Origin of the sequence: Streptomyces sp. NPDC056580 (assembly GCF_042793175.1) — a bacterium.
Lineage (GTDB): Bacteria > Actinomycetota > Actinomycetes > Streptomycetales > Streptomycetaceae > Streptomyces.
The window spans coordinates 1-15,916 of the sequence record NZ_JBHTVE010000017.1; the positions used below are offsets into that span (position 1 = coordinate 1).

Genomic DNA, 15,916 nt, shown 5'->3' on the forward strand with positions numbered 1-15,916 from the left:
GGGGCCCCGACAAGTGCATCGACGCGGTCGGCCTGGAGGCCACACACGGCGCCTCCCACGTGCAGCTCTACGACCGCGCCAAGCAGGCCGTCCGCGCCGAGAGCGACCGGCCGCACGCCCTGCGCCAGGCGATCATGTCCTGCCGCAGCGGCGGCGTGGTGTCGGTCATCGGCGTCTACGGCGGGCTGATCGACAAGTTCCCGGCGGGTGCCTGGATGAACAGGTCCCTGACCCTGCGCACCGGCCAGTGCCACGTGCAGAGGTACATGAAACCGCTGCTGGGTCTGATCGAGCAGGGCAAGATCGACCCCACCCGGATCATCACCCACCGGCTGCCCCTGACCGAGGCACCGACCGGCTACGACCTGTTCAAGAACAAGAAGGACCACTGCGAGAAGGTCGTCCTCAAGCCGTGAGGGACGCGCCGATGAACTGCGGCGCCCAGCGGCCGGATTCTCGGTGGCAGGAACTGCTCGCCGCCGGCATCGGCGACCCGGAGGACCGGGACGAGCGGCGTGCGGGAGCCGCTCCTCCCGGTACGGCGCCCTGTACCGCAACCGACGTCGAAGACGGATACCGGCAGGCCCTGCAGAACATGGCCGCGTTCCTCAGACAGAGCTACCACCTCCCTCGCGGGCCGGATCGACCCCTGTTCACAGCCGGCTCCGCGCTGCCTGTCACCCGCTCACACGCGAGCCGATCCCCGGGAGCCGAAGGAGGCCGCAGATGAACACCCTTCCGCATTCCACCGCGACCCGGAGCCGCCCAGCAGGACCAGGTGTCGACATGAGGCTGCTCGGCATCTATCTCAACGACCACCTCGCCGGCGCCACCGCCGGGACTCAACGCGCCACCCGCCTGGCGCGCGCCGCCCGCGGGTCCGCGCTCGGCCGCGCGATCGAGCCCGTGGCGGCCGAGATCGCCCAGGACCGGGCAGCGCTGCTGGACATCATGGGGGATCTCGGCGTTCCCGTTCGCCGTTACAAGGTGTGCGCGGGCTGGGCGGGCGAGAAGCTGGGACGGCTGAAGCCCAACGGCCGCCTGCTGCGCCCGTCCCCGCTCGGCACCATGCTGGACCTGGAGGTCCTGCGGATGGGGGTCGAGGGAAAGGCGGCCGGGTGGCAGGTCCTGCGCCGCCTCAGCGCCGCCGACGAGCGCCTGGACCCCGCCCGGTTCGACACGCTGCTCGAACGAGCCCGGCGGCAGCAGGAAAGAATCGAGGAGTGGCGCGTCCGCCAAGCCGAGGAGGCACTGGCCACCACAGTCGGCTGAGCCGCTGCGCCAGGGAGGCCGCGGCGCGTCCGGCGGGATCATGAGCAGATGTTCGGCCGCGCGTGTGGCTCCGCGGGCAGCGACACGGGACCGCCGGCGAGGGCGATGAGGCAGGCGGGGAGCATGGCCGCCTCCCACGGCCGGGACCCGTGGGTGCGCCGGGCCGGCATCGGCGGTGACGATGTGCGCCGTCTCGGGGGACGGCGGTGACCGCGCAGAGGCGGATCCTGTCGCACCACCTCACCGCCCCGCGACGGACCGTGACCCGGACGACGCCGCGCGCGGCGTTCCGGTGGCGGCGGTTCCCCGTCAGCCGAGCTTGCGTCGCAGTTGCAGGCTGTACAGCAGAAGGAGCGAGGGCACGATCAGGACGACCGCGACGAAGGACACCGCGATCAGCACCCACAAGGTGGCCGTCGGAGCCGCCGCCTGCTGGATCGTCAGGTGGGTGCCCAGGAGGTACGGGTACTGAGCCACTCCCCATCCCCCGACGACGGTGGTGATCGCGATGGCGGCCAGGGTGCGCGCGACAGGAGGGCGGCCCCTGCGCAGCATGAGCAGCGCGGCCAGGCCGCACAGGCCTGAGACGACCAGGAGCGGTGCACCCACCGTGCTCAGCCGGTGGAACAGGCGCGGGGAGTCCGCACGCAGGACGAAGACGCCCACGAGCGCCACCAGACCCGCAACGATGCCCGCCCCGAAGGCCCGGTGGCTGAACGCCTTCTCCATGCGGGTGTCCGCTCGGCGCTGGGCCTGTCCGGCGAGGAACACGGCGGCGAGGTAGGCGCAGACGGTGACCGCGAGGACGCCGCCGAGAACGGAGGTCGGATTGAGCCAGCTGGACAGCGCGTCGCCGTGCCCCGCAGAGGGGACGCGACCGGAGGCGATCCCGCCCGCGACGGTGCCGAGGAAGAACGGGGTCAGCACCGACGAACAGGCGAAGGCGACACCGCTGATCAGCTCTCCCCGCCCTCGGGTCAGCGCGTGCCGGAAGGCGAAGCCCGAGCCCCTGGCCACGATCCCCAGCGCCGCCAGGCCCAGGGGGATGTACAGGGTGGTGGTCATGGCGGTGAACGCCTGGGGGAAGGCTGTCCAGATCGTGACGAAGCAGAAGATCAGCCATGTGTGGTTGGCCTCCCACACCGGGCTGATGGAGACGTTGATCAGCTCGCGTGCGGGACGTCCCCGCGCGGCGCCGCCGGCTGTCAGATCCCAGAAGCCGGCCCCGTAGTCGGCGCCTCCGAAGAGGGCGTAGGCGATGACCCCGACGAACAGGACCACGGCGATGAGATCGCTCATGCGTCATCTCCTCCGAAGGGGCGCCCGTTCGTCGCCGGCGCCGGCCGGGGGCCGTACGGGACCACGGCGGCCTCCGCGCCCTCCTCCGACCAGCGGCGGCGCAGGGTGCGCAGGACGTACAGGGCGCCGACGGCGACGCACGCGTAGATCACGAGGACCGTGGCGAACAGGGGCCACAGGTTCCCCTGCGTGGCGACGGCGTTCCGCGTCAGCAGCAGTCCCACGACGGTCCAGGGCTGGCGGCCGACCTCGGTCACCACCCAGCCGCTCTCCAGGGAGACGAGCGCGACCAGCCCGGAGACCGCGGAGCATCGCAGGAACCAGCGGTTGGTCGGCACCTCGCGCCGCCGCCACCACAGCCAGGCGAACCAGAGTGCCAGCAGGAGCAGCAGCGACGCGGTCGCCACCATGACGTCGAAGGCGAGGTGCACGATGCTGACGACCGAGTCCGTGGGGCGTACCGCCGCGGGAATCGCATCGAAGCCCTTGATACTGGTGGACGGGGTGAAACCGGCGAGGACCGAGGCCACGTCGGGAAGCTGGATGCCGTAGCGCACCTTGCCGTCGACGAAGACGCCGCCGAGGGTCTCCGGGACGTGATCACCGGTGGTCGGCACCAGTTCGATGGCGGAGAACTTCGCCGGCTCCCTGTCGTACACCTGGCGGGCGATCGTGTCCCCGACGAGGAACTGCAGCGGCATGGCGATCGCGGCGACCGTGAACGGCACGGCGAACCCCAGCCGGTGGTAGTGGTCCCGGCGTCCCTTGAGCAGGCCCCACGCGTACACGCCCGCGACCATGAAGCCCGCGACGATGTACGCCGCGAGGAGCATGTGCACCATCTCCCACCAGAACGCGCCGTTGAAGAAGACCTGGGACGGGCTCACGCCCACCACACGCCCGTTCCGCACCGTGATTCCGGCGGGCTGGTTCATCCAGCTGTTGGCCGCGATGACGGAGGCCGTTCCGCCGACGCCCGCCAGGGTGACCACGACGCCGGTGAAGAAGTGCGGCCACGGCGGTAGCCTTTTCCAGCCGTAGATGTAGATGGCCACGAAGATTGCTTCGAGGAAGAAGAAGAGACCCTCGACGGCGAACGGAAAACCGAAGGCCGGCCCGTACCTGCCCATGAGCCCGGGCCAGAGCAGCCCCAGCTCGAACGTCAGCACGGTGCCGGACACGGCCCCCACCGCGAACAGCACGGCGGCCACCTTGGACCATCGCTGCGCGAGAACCAGCGCCTGCTGATCGTCGCGGCGCAGCCCCCGGTAGTGGCAGACCAGCATCATGAAAGTGAACGCGACGCCGAAGGGCACCAGAATGATGTGGAAGCCGAGTGTGAACGCCATCTGCTCACGCGCGGGCAGGAGTTGTGGCGGGTCGGCGGCTGCTAGCAGGGCAGACAGCACCATGTATTTTCTTTCCGGCTCGGACGGCGGCGGACGGCGGGGGAATTCCGAAGATGCTTTGCCTTCCGCGCTCGATGGTAAACGGCCATTCCGCGGCATTTCCCGCTCCAGCGGTCGGCGGTTTCGCCGGTTTCCTCCTCCAGGGCCATCTCGTCGCCGCCGGTCAGTGGACAGGGCGAGCACCTTCCGGCATGCCCCGAGCACGGCGCGAGGCACCGGCCACCGAGGCCGGGTTTGCACAGTCGCGGCGCCTGAGGAATTACCTCAGGTCGCTATGACGGTGGCCGCCTACACCGTTGCCGGGCATTCGCGGTCACCGGCCCGCCGTCGGCCGCCGCCTCGGGGGCGTTTCCTGGGGCGTTTCCTGTCGGCCGGTCCAGCCCGGCCCATTCCGGAGGTTCCCTCGTGTTCCGGACCATCCCGTCGGGCACGACGTCATCCGGTCTGGTCGCCATGCCGGTGCCGCCCGCCACGGGCGTTCAGACGTGCGCGTTGGGGAACCACGACGTAGGCCGGGTCCTTGGTCGAGGCGACACCCGCGTCGAAGGTGCCGAACCGCTGGAGGGCGCTGCCGGCCAGCAGGGCGAGCCCGGCGACGGCTGCGGCGGGGCGGCTCCGGCGGGCGACGGTGACGGCGGCCAGGGCACCGGCGAGGGTGAGGTACTCGGACGCCCGGCGCAGCCGATGGGCCCGGCCCCTGGTGTACGCCTTGGTCTCCAGGGCCGGCCGGCGCTCGATCAGCCGGGCGGCGACGAGTTCGGCACCCGCCCCGAGGGCCGCGAGCTGCCGGGCAGGGCCCGCCTCGTGCACGGGGGCCAGCAGCATCCCGAGCCCCGCGCCGCTCGCCGCCGCGGACCCCGTGAACAGGAAGGGCAGCTCCCGGCGTGCCTCGTGCCAGGCCGGCACAGCCGTCTGGGAGAGCAGCACCGCGGTGTAGGACGCCAGAGCGGGGGCGAACGCGGCCGAGGACAGACCTCCCAAGCGGCCGACCCGAGCCGGCAGGCGGCCGGGCAGCACGGCGCGCAGTGAGCTCGGCAGCAGCTCGGTCATGGCGGCCAGGCCGCTGCCGGGTCCGTAGGCGACAAGGATCCATGTGCCGACGGACATCGGTGAACTGGGCTTGGCCACCCGCAGCATGTGGTGGAAGCGTTCGGGACGACCGAGGTCCGCGATCAGCAGGTAGCTGCTGGCCAGCAGGGCACCGAAGCCGCCCAGGCGCCCGGCGCGGCACAGCGCCGGACGGCCGGTCAGGTCGGCGCCGGCGGAGAGCAGGGCGGCACCGGCCGACAGGCCGCCGGTGAACAGGTAGGCCGGCACCTTCCACTCCCACACCGGCGGTTTCAGTACCGGCCGCCCGTAATAGGAGCGGAACTCCGAGTCCGCTGCGACGCCCTGGTCGTCGTGCCGGTCGCGGCCCGCGCCGAACGTGGGCGCACGCAGGTCGGCGGCGCCCGCGTCGCTGCGCGGCTCGCGCAGGAGTCCGTCATCGTCGGTCATCGGAGACCCTCCCTGACGAAGACGGCGGCGGTGGCCGCGAGCAGCGCGGAGGCCGCCACCGCGGCGTGCTTCCACATGGACGGCAGGTCACGCGTGGGCACGACGGGGTCCGGCGGCAGCCCGTAGACCTCCGGTTCGTCGAGCAGCAGGAAGAAGGCGCCGTCGCCGCCCACTCCGTCCTCGGGATCGCGCCCGTACAGCCGTGCCTCGCCCACGCCCGCCTCGTGCAACTGCTCCAGTCGCCGGTCGGCCCGCTCCCGCAGTTCGTCGAGCGGCCCGAACTGGATGGAGTCGGTCGGGCAGGCCTTGGCGCAGGCGGGTTCGAGGCCGCCGCGCAGGCGGTCGTGGCACAGGGTGCACTTCCAGGCCCGGCCGTCGTCGGGCCGCCGGTCGATGACCCCGTAGGGACATCCGGACACGCAGTAGCCGCAGCCGTTGCAGATGTCGGGCTGCACCACCACGGTGCCGAACTCGGTGCGGAAGAGCGCTCCGGTGGGGCAGACGTCGAGGCATCCGGCGTGGGTGCAGTGCTTGCACACGTCGGAGGACATCAGCCAGCGGAAGTCGGTGCGGGTCTCCGCGCCGGTACCGGCGCCGGGCAGGTCGAAGGACGGGAAGCCCAGGTCGACGGGCTCGGTGCCCAGTTCGCCACCGCCCCGGGGCGCGTCCCGCAGGGCGTCCGCGACGACCTCGGCGGTGTGCTCGGTGGCCGAGGGCCCGGTGGGCAGGTCGGACAGGCCGGGGTCCTGTCGTCCCAGTGGGCGTTCCTGCTCGATGAAGGCGACGTGCCGCCAGGAACTCGCGCCGAGCATGCCGGTGTTGTCGAAGGACATGCCCAGCAGGTCGAGGCCGTCGTCCGGGACGTCGTTCCACTCCTTGCAGGCGACTTCGCACGCCTTGCAGCCGATGCACACGGAGGTGTCGGTGAAGAAGCCGACCCTGGGCGGGTGGTCGCGGTGGCCGGCGTCCGCGGCGGGGTCCTCAAGAGGCCCGTACAGACTGTGCTCGTCCGTCATGGGGAATCCTCCCCCCGGTGGGGTTCGATGTGGGTCGGCCGGTCGTCGTCACCCGTCGTCGCGACCCGGGTGCCGGTTTCCGGTGTGATCCCGGCCCGGCGGCGGTAGTCCTGCACGTACGCGAGGAGGGCGGGTCCCCTGGGCCGTCGTCCGGGGCGGATGTCACAGGTCAGGACCTTGCTCTCCTGGATCAGCACGTTCGGGTCGGCCACCACTCCGATCAGGTCGTTGACGACGTCGCCGGTGGTGAGCCCGGTGCTGCCCCAGTGGTAGGGCATCCAGACCTGGTGGACGGTCCGGTCCTCGACACGCAGCGGCGCCATCCGGTCGGTGACGAAGACGCGGGCCTCCACCGCTGTCCGGCTGGTGATCACGTGGGCCCAGTCGAGGTGGCGCAGGCCGCGTTCGGCCGCCAGCTCCGGCGACACCTCGACGAACAGCTCGGGCTGCAGCTCCGACAGGTACGGCAGCCGGCGGCTCATGCCCCCGGCGGTGTGGTGCTCGGTGAGCCGCGACGCCGTGAACACGAAGGGGAACACCTCCCCGTGCGCCTCGGGGGGAGCCGGGTTGGAGGGGTTGTCGCGGCGCCCGTAGACCTTCCTCGTGGGGTTGGCCTGCTGGCCGTACAGGAGGTTGCGCACGGGCGACTCGTGCGGCTCGTAGTGGGTGGGCAGCGGGCCGTCCGCCAGGCCGGTGGGCGCGAACAGCCACGCCTTCCCGTCGGACATCATGATGAACGCGTCCTCGCCGCTCAGGGCCTGCGGCCCCGATGCGCCCTCGGGAGGCCGGTAGTGGGGCGGCTTGTCCTTCTCGAAGTCCGGGGTGTCGTATCCGGTCCACTCCCCGCGGTCCTCGTCCCACCAGACGAGGGCCTTGCGCTCGCTCCAGGGCCTGCCCTGCGGATCGGCGGAGGCACGGTTGTAGAGCACCCGCCGGTTCAGCGGCCAGGTCCAGCCCCACTCGGGATCGTAGGGCCCCTGCTCGAAGCGGGACTTGCGGCGCCGCGCCTGGTTGGTCTCGTCGGCGTACACGCCGCTGTAGATCCAGCAGCCGCAGGCCGTGCTGCCGTCGGCCTTGAGGTCGGTGTAGCCGCCGATGGTCCGGCCGGTCCGCAGGTCGATGCCGTTGATACGGCGCAGCACGTCCGCCGCGGACGGTTCGTCGCCCTCGGTGCGGTAGTCCCAGGTGAGGTCGAGCACGGGCCGGTCGCGGTCGTCGGTCGAGCCGGCCAGTGCGTCCTTGACGCGCCTGCCGAGGTGGTAGAAGAACCACAGATCCGACCGCTGGTCGCCGCTCGGTTCCACGGCCTTGTCCCGCCACTGCAGCATCCGCTGGGTCTGGGTGAAGGTGCCGGCCTTCTCCACGTGCGAGGCGGCGGGGAAGAAGAACACCTCCGTGCGGCAGCGCTCGGTGACGATCTCCCCGGTCTCGACCTCGGGGGCGTCCTTCCAGAACGTGGCGCTCTCGATCATGGTCAGGTCGCGGACGACGAGCCAGTCCAGGTTGGCCATGCCGAGGCGCTGGAGGCGGCCGTGCGCGGACCCGACCGCGGGATTCTGACCGAGCAGGAAGTAGCCGAAGACCTTCCCGTCGACCATGTCCATGGCGGTGCGGTAGGTGCCGTGGTCGCCGTTGATGCGGGGCAGGTAGTCGAAGCAGTAGTCGTTGTCCGCTGTCGCCGCCTCACCCCAGTACTCCTTGAGCAGGGAGATCATGTAGGCGTCGGCGTTGCCCCAGAACCCCTTCTGGTCGGGGCGGCGGATGCCGTCCAGGTAGGCGGTCAGGTCGTCGTGGGTGGTGTCCGGCATCGGCAGGTAGCCGGGCAGCAGGTTGAACAGGGTCGGGATGTCCGTGGAGCCCTGGATGCTCGCGTGCCCGCGCAGGGCGTAGATGCCTCCGCCGGGGCGGCCGATGTTGCCCAGCAACAGCTGGATGATCGCACCGGTCCGGATGTACTGGGCGCCGACGGAGTGCTGGGTCCAGCCGACGCTGTACACCAGCGCGGCGGTGCGTTCCCGGCCGGAGTTGTCCGTCCAGGCCCGGCACACGTCCAGGAACCGTTCCCGGGGCACCCCGCAGATCCGCTCGACCATCTCCGGGGTGTAGCGGGCGAAGTGCCGCTTGAGCACCTGGAAGACGCAGCGTGGGTGCTGCAGCGTGGGGTCGGCGGCGATGTCTCCGACGGCTCCCGCGACGACCGGGCCCCCGGCACCGTGCTGGTAGGCCGCGGCCTGCTCCTTGTGACGCGTCCCCGGGCGCTCCTCGGCCTCGACGCCCTCGTACGTCCAGCTGGAGGGGTCGTAGGAGGCGGTGTGCGGGTCGTAGCCGCTGAACAGTCCGTCCAGGTCCTCGGTGTCCTGGTAACGGTCGCTCAGCAGGAACGGGGCGTTGGTGTACGCCTGTACGTACTCCTTGAAGTGCAGGTCGTTGGACAGGATGTGGTTGACGACGCCCCCGAGGAACGCGATGTCGGTGCCGACCCGCAGCGTGACGTGCTGGTCGGCCAGCGCGCTGGTCCGCGTGAAGCGCGGATCGATGTGGATGACCCTGGCGCCGCGTGCCTTGGCCTCCATCACCCACTGGAAGCCGACCGGATGGGCCTCGGCCATGTTCGAGCCCATGATGACGATGCAGTCGGCGTTGATCAGGTCCTGCTGGTAGTCGGTGGCGCCGCCGCGTCCGAACGAGGCTCCCAGACCGGGAACCGTGGCGGAGTGTCAAATACGCGCCTGGTTCTCGATCTGGAGCGCGCCCAGAGCGGTGAACAGCTTTTTGATCAGATAGTTCTCTTCATTGTCCAGCGTCGCGCCGCCCAGGCCGGCGATGCCCATGGTGCGGCGGAGTGTGTTCCCGGACTCGTCGGTGTCCTGCCAACCCCGGCGGCGGGCGTCCAGCACCCGGGCGGCCACCATGTCCATGGCCGTGTCCAGATCGAGGTCCTGCCACTCGGTGGCGTACGGCGGACGGTAGCGGACCTTCTGCTCGCGCTGCGGGCCGGTGACGAGCTGTTTGCTGGCGGATCCCTTCGGGCACAGCCGGCCGCGCGAGATCGGGCTGTCCGGGTTGCCCTCGATCTGGATGACCCGCTCGTCCTTGACGTAGACGCGCTGCGCGCAGCCCACGGCGCAATAGGGGCAGACGGAGTCCGCGACTCGGTCCGCGCGGTCGGTGCGGGGTCCGAGAGCCGCCGAGCGCGGGGACTCGGCCGCCTTGCCCCGGCCAAGCCGGTCGGGTCCGGTGAGCTGCCGGTACACAGGCCACTGGCCGATCCACCGTTCCAGGCCCATACGCTCGCTCCTTCGTGGGTGGCGTACGCCTTGCTCGACGCTACTCGCGCGGGGCCCGAGTGCAAGTCGACGCCGGGCGGCCAGGCACCGCTGCAACGACGGCGCCGGCGGATCGGTGCGGAGCGCCCGGCCGGTCCGGTGCCCGCGACCCCGGCCCGGGTGAGCCGCCTCATCGATCGCTGCCGGGGCTCCCGAATCGCCTGTTCACTCGGGACCTGGGTCTTAGCCACTCGGCCGAGCGCGCCACCGGGCTCGTGTGAGCGGGGCCCGGTGACAGCGTCTGTCGCGCGGTTCCCGGCGCGATCGGGTAATCAGGAACGGTGAGCAAGGACGCGAGCGACCCCTTCGTGCGTGTACGGGGCGCCAGTGAGAACAACCTGCGGAACATCGATGTCGACGTTCCGCGGGACGCGATGGTCGCCTTCACCGGCGTCTCCGGTTCGGGCAAGTCCTCGCTCGCGTTCGGCACGCTCTACGCGGAGGCCCAGCGGCGCTACTTCGAGTCCGTGGCACCGTACGCCCGAAGGCTGTTGCAACAGGTCGGCGCACCGCACGTGCAGGACATCACCGGACTGCCGCCGGCCGTGGCCCTGCAGCAGCGACGCGGGTCGCCCAGCTCGCGCTCGACGGTCGGCACCATCACCACGCTGTCCAACCTGCTGCGCATGCTGTACTCCCGCGCCGGCACCTATCCGCCCGGGGCCGAACGGCTGGAAGCCGAGTCGTTCTCACCCAACACCGCGGCCGGCGCCTGCCCGAACTGCCACGGACTGGGCGTCGTGCACGACGTCGCCGAGGACCTGCTCGTCCCGGACCCCTCGCTGAGCATCCGCGAGGGGGCGATCGCCGCCTGGCCGGGCGCCTGGCAGGGCGCCAACCTGCGCAGTGTCGTGCACGGCCTGGGGATCGACATCGACCGGCCGTGGCGCAGGCTCAGGAAGAAGGACCGGGACTGGCTGCTGTACACGGACGAGCAGCCCTCCGTGTACATCGAGCCGGAGGAGGGCCGCGTCGACTACGGCTACCAGGGCAGGTTCTGGAGCGCCCGCAGGCACGTCATGCACGTCCTCGCCGACTCCAAGAGCGAGAAGATGCGCGAACGGGCGCTCCGGTTCGTCAGGAGTGTGCCCTGCCCCGCCTGTCACGGCAGCGGACTGCGGCCCGAGGCGCTCGCCGTGACCTTCGCCGGACGTTCCATCGCCGAGATCAACGCGATGCCGCTCACCGAGGTCGTGGCGCTGCTGCGGCCCGTCGCGAGGCGGTCCGAGGCCGACGCCGCCACGTCGACCGCCCGATCCGGGGAGACGACCGAGGTCGCGGTCCGGATCTGCGGCGATCTGGTCGCGCGGATCGACGTACTGCTCGACCTGGGCCTCGGATATCTCAGCCTCGGGCGCCGCTCGACGACCCTGTCGCCCGGCGAGGCGCAGCGCCTGCGGATCGCCACCCAGCTGCGCTCGGGGCTGTTCGGCGTCGTCTACGTCCTCGACGAACCCTCCGCGGGCCTGCACCCGGCTGACGCGGAACCGCTGCTGGACGTGCTGGACCGCCTCAAGGCGGCGGGCAACTCGCTGTTCGTCGTGGAGCACGACATGGACGTCGTACGGCGGGCGGACTGGGTGGTCGACATCGGCCCCGGCGCGGGCGAGCGCGGCGGACACGTGCTGTACAGCGGCCCGGTCGCCGGTCTCGAGCGGGTCGGGGAGTCGGCCACGGGCCAGTACCTGTTCGGGCGCGCCCAGCCCCTCGATCACCGCCCGCGCACCCCGCACGGCTGGCTGCACCTGCGCGGCGTCTCCCGCCACAATCTGCACGACGTGTCCGTCGACGTACCGCTCTGCGTACTGACGGCGGTGACGGGCGTGTCCGGTTCCGGAAAGTCGACCCTGGTGACGCAGGTGCTCGCCGAGGTCGTCCGCGGCCACCTCGGACTCGTGCCCGAGGAGCCCGACGAGGCGCAGTTCGAGGCCGACGTCCAGGACGCGTCGGGGGTCGAGTCGTTCGACCGGCTGGTCCGGGTCGACCAGCGGCCCATCGGCCGAACTCCCCGGTCCAACCTGGCCACGTACACGGGAATGTTCGACGCGGTGCGCAAGCTGTACGCGGCGACGGACGAGGCCAGGGCGCGCGGCTACTCGGCCGGGCGGTTCTCCTTCAACGTGCCCGAAGGGCGGTGCGAGACCTGCCAGGGCGAAGGATTCGTCGCGGTGGAACTGCTGTTCCTGCCCGGCACCTACGCGCCGTGCCCGACCTGCCACGGCGCCCGGTACAACGCCGAAACGCTGGAAGTCACCTACCGCGGCAAGAACGTCGCGGAAGTGCTGGCGCTCTCCGTCGACGCCGCCGCCAGGTTCCTGTCCGCCGTCCCGGCCGCCTCCCGCAGTCTGGAGACGCTGCGCGAGGTGGGACTGGGGTACCTGCGGCTGGGCCAGCCCGCGACGGAACTCAGCGGTGGTGAGGCGCAACGCATCAAACTGGCCACCGAGCTGCAGCGAGCCCGCCGCGGGCACGCGCTCTACCTGCTCGACGAGCCGACGGCGGGGCTGCACCCCTCGGACATCGCGCTGCTGCTGCGGCAGCTGCACCGGCTCGTCGACGCCGGCAACACGGTCGTCCTCGTCGAGCACGACATGGACACGATCGCCACCGCCGACTGGGTCGTCGACCTCGGACCGGGCGGCGGCGACGCGGGCGGACGGGTGGTCGCGGCGGGTCTGCCGGCCACGGTGGCGAGGGCCCGCCGCAGCGCCACCGCGCCCTATCTCGCGGCCCGGCTCGCGCGCTCCTGACGGACAGCGCGAGGGGCCCGCTGCCCGAGGCCGCGGTGCCGCCCACGCCCATCGGAAGTGCGCGGCAAGCGACCCGGTGACCGAACCGATGACGAGCACCCTGGCCGTGGTTGTGCCACGAACCGCCGGGTACTCGGGTGCACCCGCCGTGCGGGGCGCCCGCCGGAGCCAAGGCCGTCACGGCTCGACGGCTGCGGGCGCACCCGGCGCCCACATCCCCCTGCGAGGCCTCCCATGAGCCGTCTCTTCTCGCCGCTCACCCTCCGCGGCACGACCTTTCCGAACCGGGCCTGGGTGGCCCCCATGTGCCAGTACAGCTCGGTCGACGGCTATCCGCAGGACTGGCATCTGGTCCATCTCGGCTCCCTGGCACGCGGCGGGTCCGGCCTGGTCATGCAAGAGGCCACGGCAGTGGAACCCGAAGGCCGGATCACCCCTTCCGACGCCGGCATCTGGGAGGACGCGCAGGCCGCCGCGTACAAGCGGATCACCGACTTCGTCCATGGGCAGGGGGCCGTTGCCGGCATCCAGATCTCCCATGCCGGCCGCAAGGCGTCGACGGCACCGCCCTGGGAGGGTGGCGAGTACGTCGAACCGGAGGCCGGAGGATGGCAGACGGTGGGACCGTCGCCGCTGCCGTTCGGGGACTGGCCGGCCCCACGGGAGCTCGGCGCCGACGACATCCGCGCCCTGGTCCGGTCCTTCGGCGAGGCCGCCGCGCGGGCGCTGTCAGCCGGCTTCGAGGTCCTGGAGATCCACGCCGCGCACGGCTATCTGCTGCACCAGTTCCTGTCACCGCTGTCCAACCACCGCGACGACGAGTACGGAGGCGGTCTAGACGGGCGCAGCCGTTTCCTCGTCCAGGTCACCGACGCCGTACGCGCGGTGTGGCCGGAGGACCGCCCGCTGTTCGTACGCTTTTCGGCCACGGACTGGGCCGATGGCGGCTGGACGCCGGAGGAGACGGTCGAGCTGTCGCGGCACCTGGTGACCCACGGGGTCGATCTGGTGGATGTCACCAGCGGCGGCCTCGTCCACAACGCCCGCATCGAAGTGGAGCCCGGCTACCAGGTTCCCTTCGCCCGGGCCGTCCGCGAGGGCGCGGCCCTGCCCGTCTCCGCGGTCGGCCTGATCACCGCACCGGAGCAGGCCGACCAGATCCTCGTGGACCGCTCGGCTGACGCGATCATGCTCGCGCGCGAACTGCTGCGCAACCCGACCTGGCCGCTCCGCGCGGCCCGGGTGCTCCGTGACGACGTCCCGTGGCCGAAGCAGTACGAGCGTGGCCGCCCACGCCACGGCTGAGGCAGCTGGGAACCGGACGCGGGACGAAGTTCGGATTCTGCGAGTGACTCGCCGGAAACGCCGCTCGTGCGGCAATCGGCAGAGCGGCGCACCTCTTGTCGGGCCGGGCCCCCGGCCCAGACCGGCAAACCGGGGGAAATCGGGCGGGTGAAGGAGGTGAGTGAGCTGCCCCGCCGGTTACCCGGCTGGTCCAGCGGATTCCGATGAGGGAGAAGAGGCCATGACCCACAGTACGAGCGCCCGGGACGTGGTGGAGGCCATCAAGGATGTCGACTTCCCCGCCGGCAAGGACAGTCTGATCGAAGCGGCGAGCCGGTCGGGCGCCCCGCCGGATGTCGTGAAGGCGCTGCGCGGCATCCCGGCCGAGCAGTACGCCAACCCTGAGGAGGTGGCCCGGTCGGTGCGCGTGGATCCCGCCTCCGACCTGGGTCTGAGCCCGGCACAGCGTGCCGAGCAGGCCCGCGAAGGCGGCAGGCCGGGACAGTCCCAGCATCTGCGTGATGTGCCGAAACCGCCGATCGAGGAGGAGCTGGACAGCTGACGGCCGGGCCGCCCACTCGGCGTCGCCGCCGGCGCCGAGCGGCCCTGGGGCCGAAATTCTCCTCGGCCTCAAGGCGGAGCGGCTGCCGGTGCGCCACGCGGAGCACCAGCGGCGGCGGCACGGCACGCACCGGCTGGAGCGGCCGCAGCCGGCCGGGCGCGTACACGGCGGTGCGCCGGCGCCCCAGGCCGTCCACGATGCGGGCGACGACCTCTCGGCGTCGTACACCCGGCGGGCCCGACCAGAGCCGCCGTCACTGCGGTGGCGAGGCCGCCGAGGCGGCCGTCCGCCCGGCTTCGGCGCGGGCGCCTGAAAGCGACGGAAGAAAACAGGGAGGAATCGTGCAGCTGACATTTCTTGAGCCACTGCTCGACCGGCGCGGTCCGTGGGCCACCGTGTACTTCAACCCGGTTCAGAGAGATGAGTGGGGAATCATACGGCGTGGGTTGCTCGTTCGGGAGGCCTGTCAGACGTTGGAGGACGAGGGCGCTGACCCGGCGACGGTCCAGGCGGTGCACGACGCCCTGACGGATGTCACGCCCCAGGAAAACCCAGCGGGCCTGGTGCTCTTCGCCGCCGGAGGCGAAGTGGCGCTCACCTGGCGCCTTTCCCGACCGCCGCAAGGCCCGATCGCCTACTGGGCGCCGTTGCCGCGCCTGACGCCACTGCTGGAGCTGGCCGGGCAGGACCCGCTCTGCCTCGTGGCGTACGTCGACCGGACCGGTGCTGACTTCGAACTGCGCGGGGCGGCCGGCCCGAAGGACTTCGGGAGCGTCGAGGGGCGGCAGAGCCCGGTCCACCGTACGGCCTCCGGCGACTGGTCCCAGCGGCACTTCCAGCTCAAGGTGGAGAACACCTGGGAGCACAACGCCGGCGAGATCGCCGAAGCACTGGCCTCGGCCTACGAGGAGTCCGGTGCCGAGCTCGTCGTGCTGGTCGGTGACGTCCGCGAGCGCCCCGCCGTACTCGAGAGGCTTCCCGAGCCCGTCCGCGAGGTGACGGTGGCCACGGAGCACGGCGGACGCGCCCCCGGCTCTTCCTCCCCCGCCCTCGAAGAGGCCATCGAGCAGGCCCGGCAGGAGCACGCACATCGGCGCGTGGAGAAGGCACTCGACCGTTTCCGCGCCGGACGGTCGGAGACCGGCAGCCGGGCGGACGCGGTGGAAGGGGTCCCGGCACTGGTGGAAGCCGCTCAGGAGCACCGCATCGACACACTTCTCGTCCGCCCCGACGGGCTGGAGCTGACCATCGAGACGTGGGTGGGTGCCGCGCCGGATCAGGTCACGGTGCGCCGTGCCGACGCAGAGACCCTCGGGGAAGTCGATCCCGTCGCCGTACGGGCCGACGACGCGCTGCTGCGGGCGGCCGCCGCCACGGCCGCAGACGTGCTGTTCGTTCCTCCCGCGGACGTGGAGGAACCGGACGTGCCTGCGGGCGGCCTCGGCGCCCTGCTGCGGTGGGCGCAGGAACCCAGCGCGGCCTGAGGGGCGGCGCGGCAGGA

Annotated in this window: 10 protein-coding genes and 1 pseudogene; 6 read left to right on the forward strand and 5 right to left on the reverse strand. The window is 71.6% G+C overall.

The features are described 5' to 3' along the window. Positions 1–416: pseudogene (locus ACFQ9Z_RS31900) on the forward strand (glutathione-dependent formaldehyde dehydrogenase); the annotation flags it as partial. Between the two features lie 310 nt (positions 417–726). Further along, positions 727–1,272, forward strand: coding sequence for a hypothetical protein (locus tag ACFQ9Z_RS31905; protein ID WP_383027263.1), 546 nt, complete (start codon positions 727–729; stop codon positions 1,270–1,272). Between the two features lie 309 nt (positions 1,273–1,581). Here the strand turns inward: ACFQ9Z_RS31905 and ACFQ9Z_RS31910 are convergent, their stop codons facing one another. The 5 genes from ACFQ9Z_RS31910 to fdh form a co-directional block, all read right to left on the reverse strand. Next, positions 1,582–2,571, reverse strand: coding sequence for a cytochrome d ubiquinol oxidase subunit II (locus tag ACFQ9Z_RS31910; RefSeq protein ID WP_383027268.1), 990 nt, complete (start codon positions 2,569–2,571; stop codon positions 1,582–1,584). Further along, positions 2,568–3,983 carry a cytochrome ubiquinol oxidase subunit I gene (locus ACFQ9Z_RS31915; protein WP_383027273.1) on the reverse strand — a complete coding sequence of 472 codons (1,416 nt, stop codon included), beginning with the start codon at positions 3,981–3,983 and terminating at the stop codon, positions 2,568–2,570. The genes ACFQ9Z_RS31910 and ACFQ9Z_RS31915 overlap by 4 nt, the downstream gene beginning before the upstream one ends. A gap of 432 nt (positions 3,984–4,415) precedes the next feature. Beyond that, positions 4,416–5,477 (reverse strand): NrfD/PsrC family molybdoenzyme membrane anchor subunit, encoded by a 1,062-nt coding sequence (nrfD, locus tag ACFQ9Z_RS31920; protein ID WP_383027279.1) that lies wholly within the window; start codon positions 5,475–5,477, stop codon positions 4,416–4,418. Next, positions 5,474–6,493, reverse strand: coding sequence for a 4Fe-4S dicluster domain-containing protein (locus ACFQ9Z_RS31925; protein WP_383027282.1), 1,020 nt, complete (start codon positions 6,491–6,493; stop codon positions 5,474–5,476). Before ACFQ9Z_RS31925 ends, nrfD begins: the two co-directional genes overlap by 4 nt. Then, positions 6,490–9,780: a formate dehydrogenase gene (fdh, locus tag ACFQ9Z_RS31930; RefSeq protein WP_383027287.1), complete on the reverse strand. Its 3,291-nt coding sequence runs from the start codon at positions 9,778–9,780 to the stop codon at positions 6,490–6,492. Before fdh ends, ACFQ9Z_RS31925 begins: the two co-directional genes overlap by 4 nt. A gap of 320 nt (positions 9,781–10,100) precedes the next feature. Between fdh and uvrA the strand changes: the two genes are divergently transcribed. From uvrA to ACFQ9Z_RS31950, 4 genes are all read left to right on the forward strand, one after another. Continuing rightward, the gene (gene uvrA, locus ACFQ9Z_RS31935; protein WP_383027290.1) at positions 10,101–12,569 is read left to right on the forward strand and encodes an excinuclease ABC subunit UvrA; all 2,469 of its coding nucleotides are present in this window, start codon (positions 10,101–10,103) and stop codon (positions 12,567–12,569) included. Positions 12,570–12,803: 234 nt separating this feature from the next. Continuing rightward, positions 12,804–13,874 carry an NADH:flavin oxidoreductase/NADH oxidase gene (locus ACFQ9Z_RS31940; protein ID WP_383027293.1) on the forward strand — a complete coding sequence of 357 codons (1,071 nt, stop codon included), beginning with the start codon at positions 12,804–12,806 and terminating at the stop codon, positions 13,872–13,874. A gap of 220 nt (positions 13,875–14,094) precedes the next feature. Beyond that, positions 14,095–14,415, forward strand: a complete 321-nt coding sequence (locus ACFQ9Z_RS31945; protein ID WP_383027296.1) for a DUF2795 domain-containing protein — start codon at positions 14,095–14,097, stop codon at positions 14,413–14,415. A 341-nt stretch (positions 14,416–14,756) separates the two neighbouring features. Next, a complete protein-coding gene (locus ACFQ9Z_RS31950) occupies positions 14,757–15,899 on the forward strand; it encodes a Vms1/Ankzf1 family peptidyl-tRNA hydrolase (protein WP_383027301.1) in 1,143 nt (380 codons plus the stop codon). Positions 15,900–15,916: the final 17 nt, after the last annotated feature.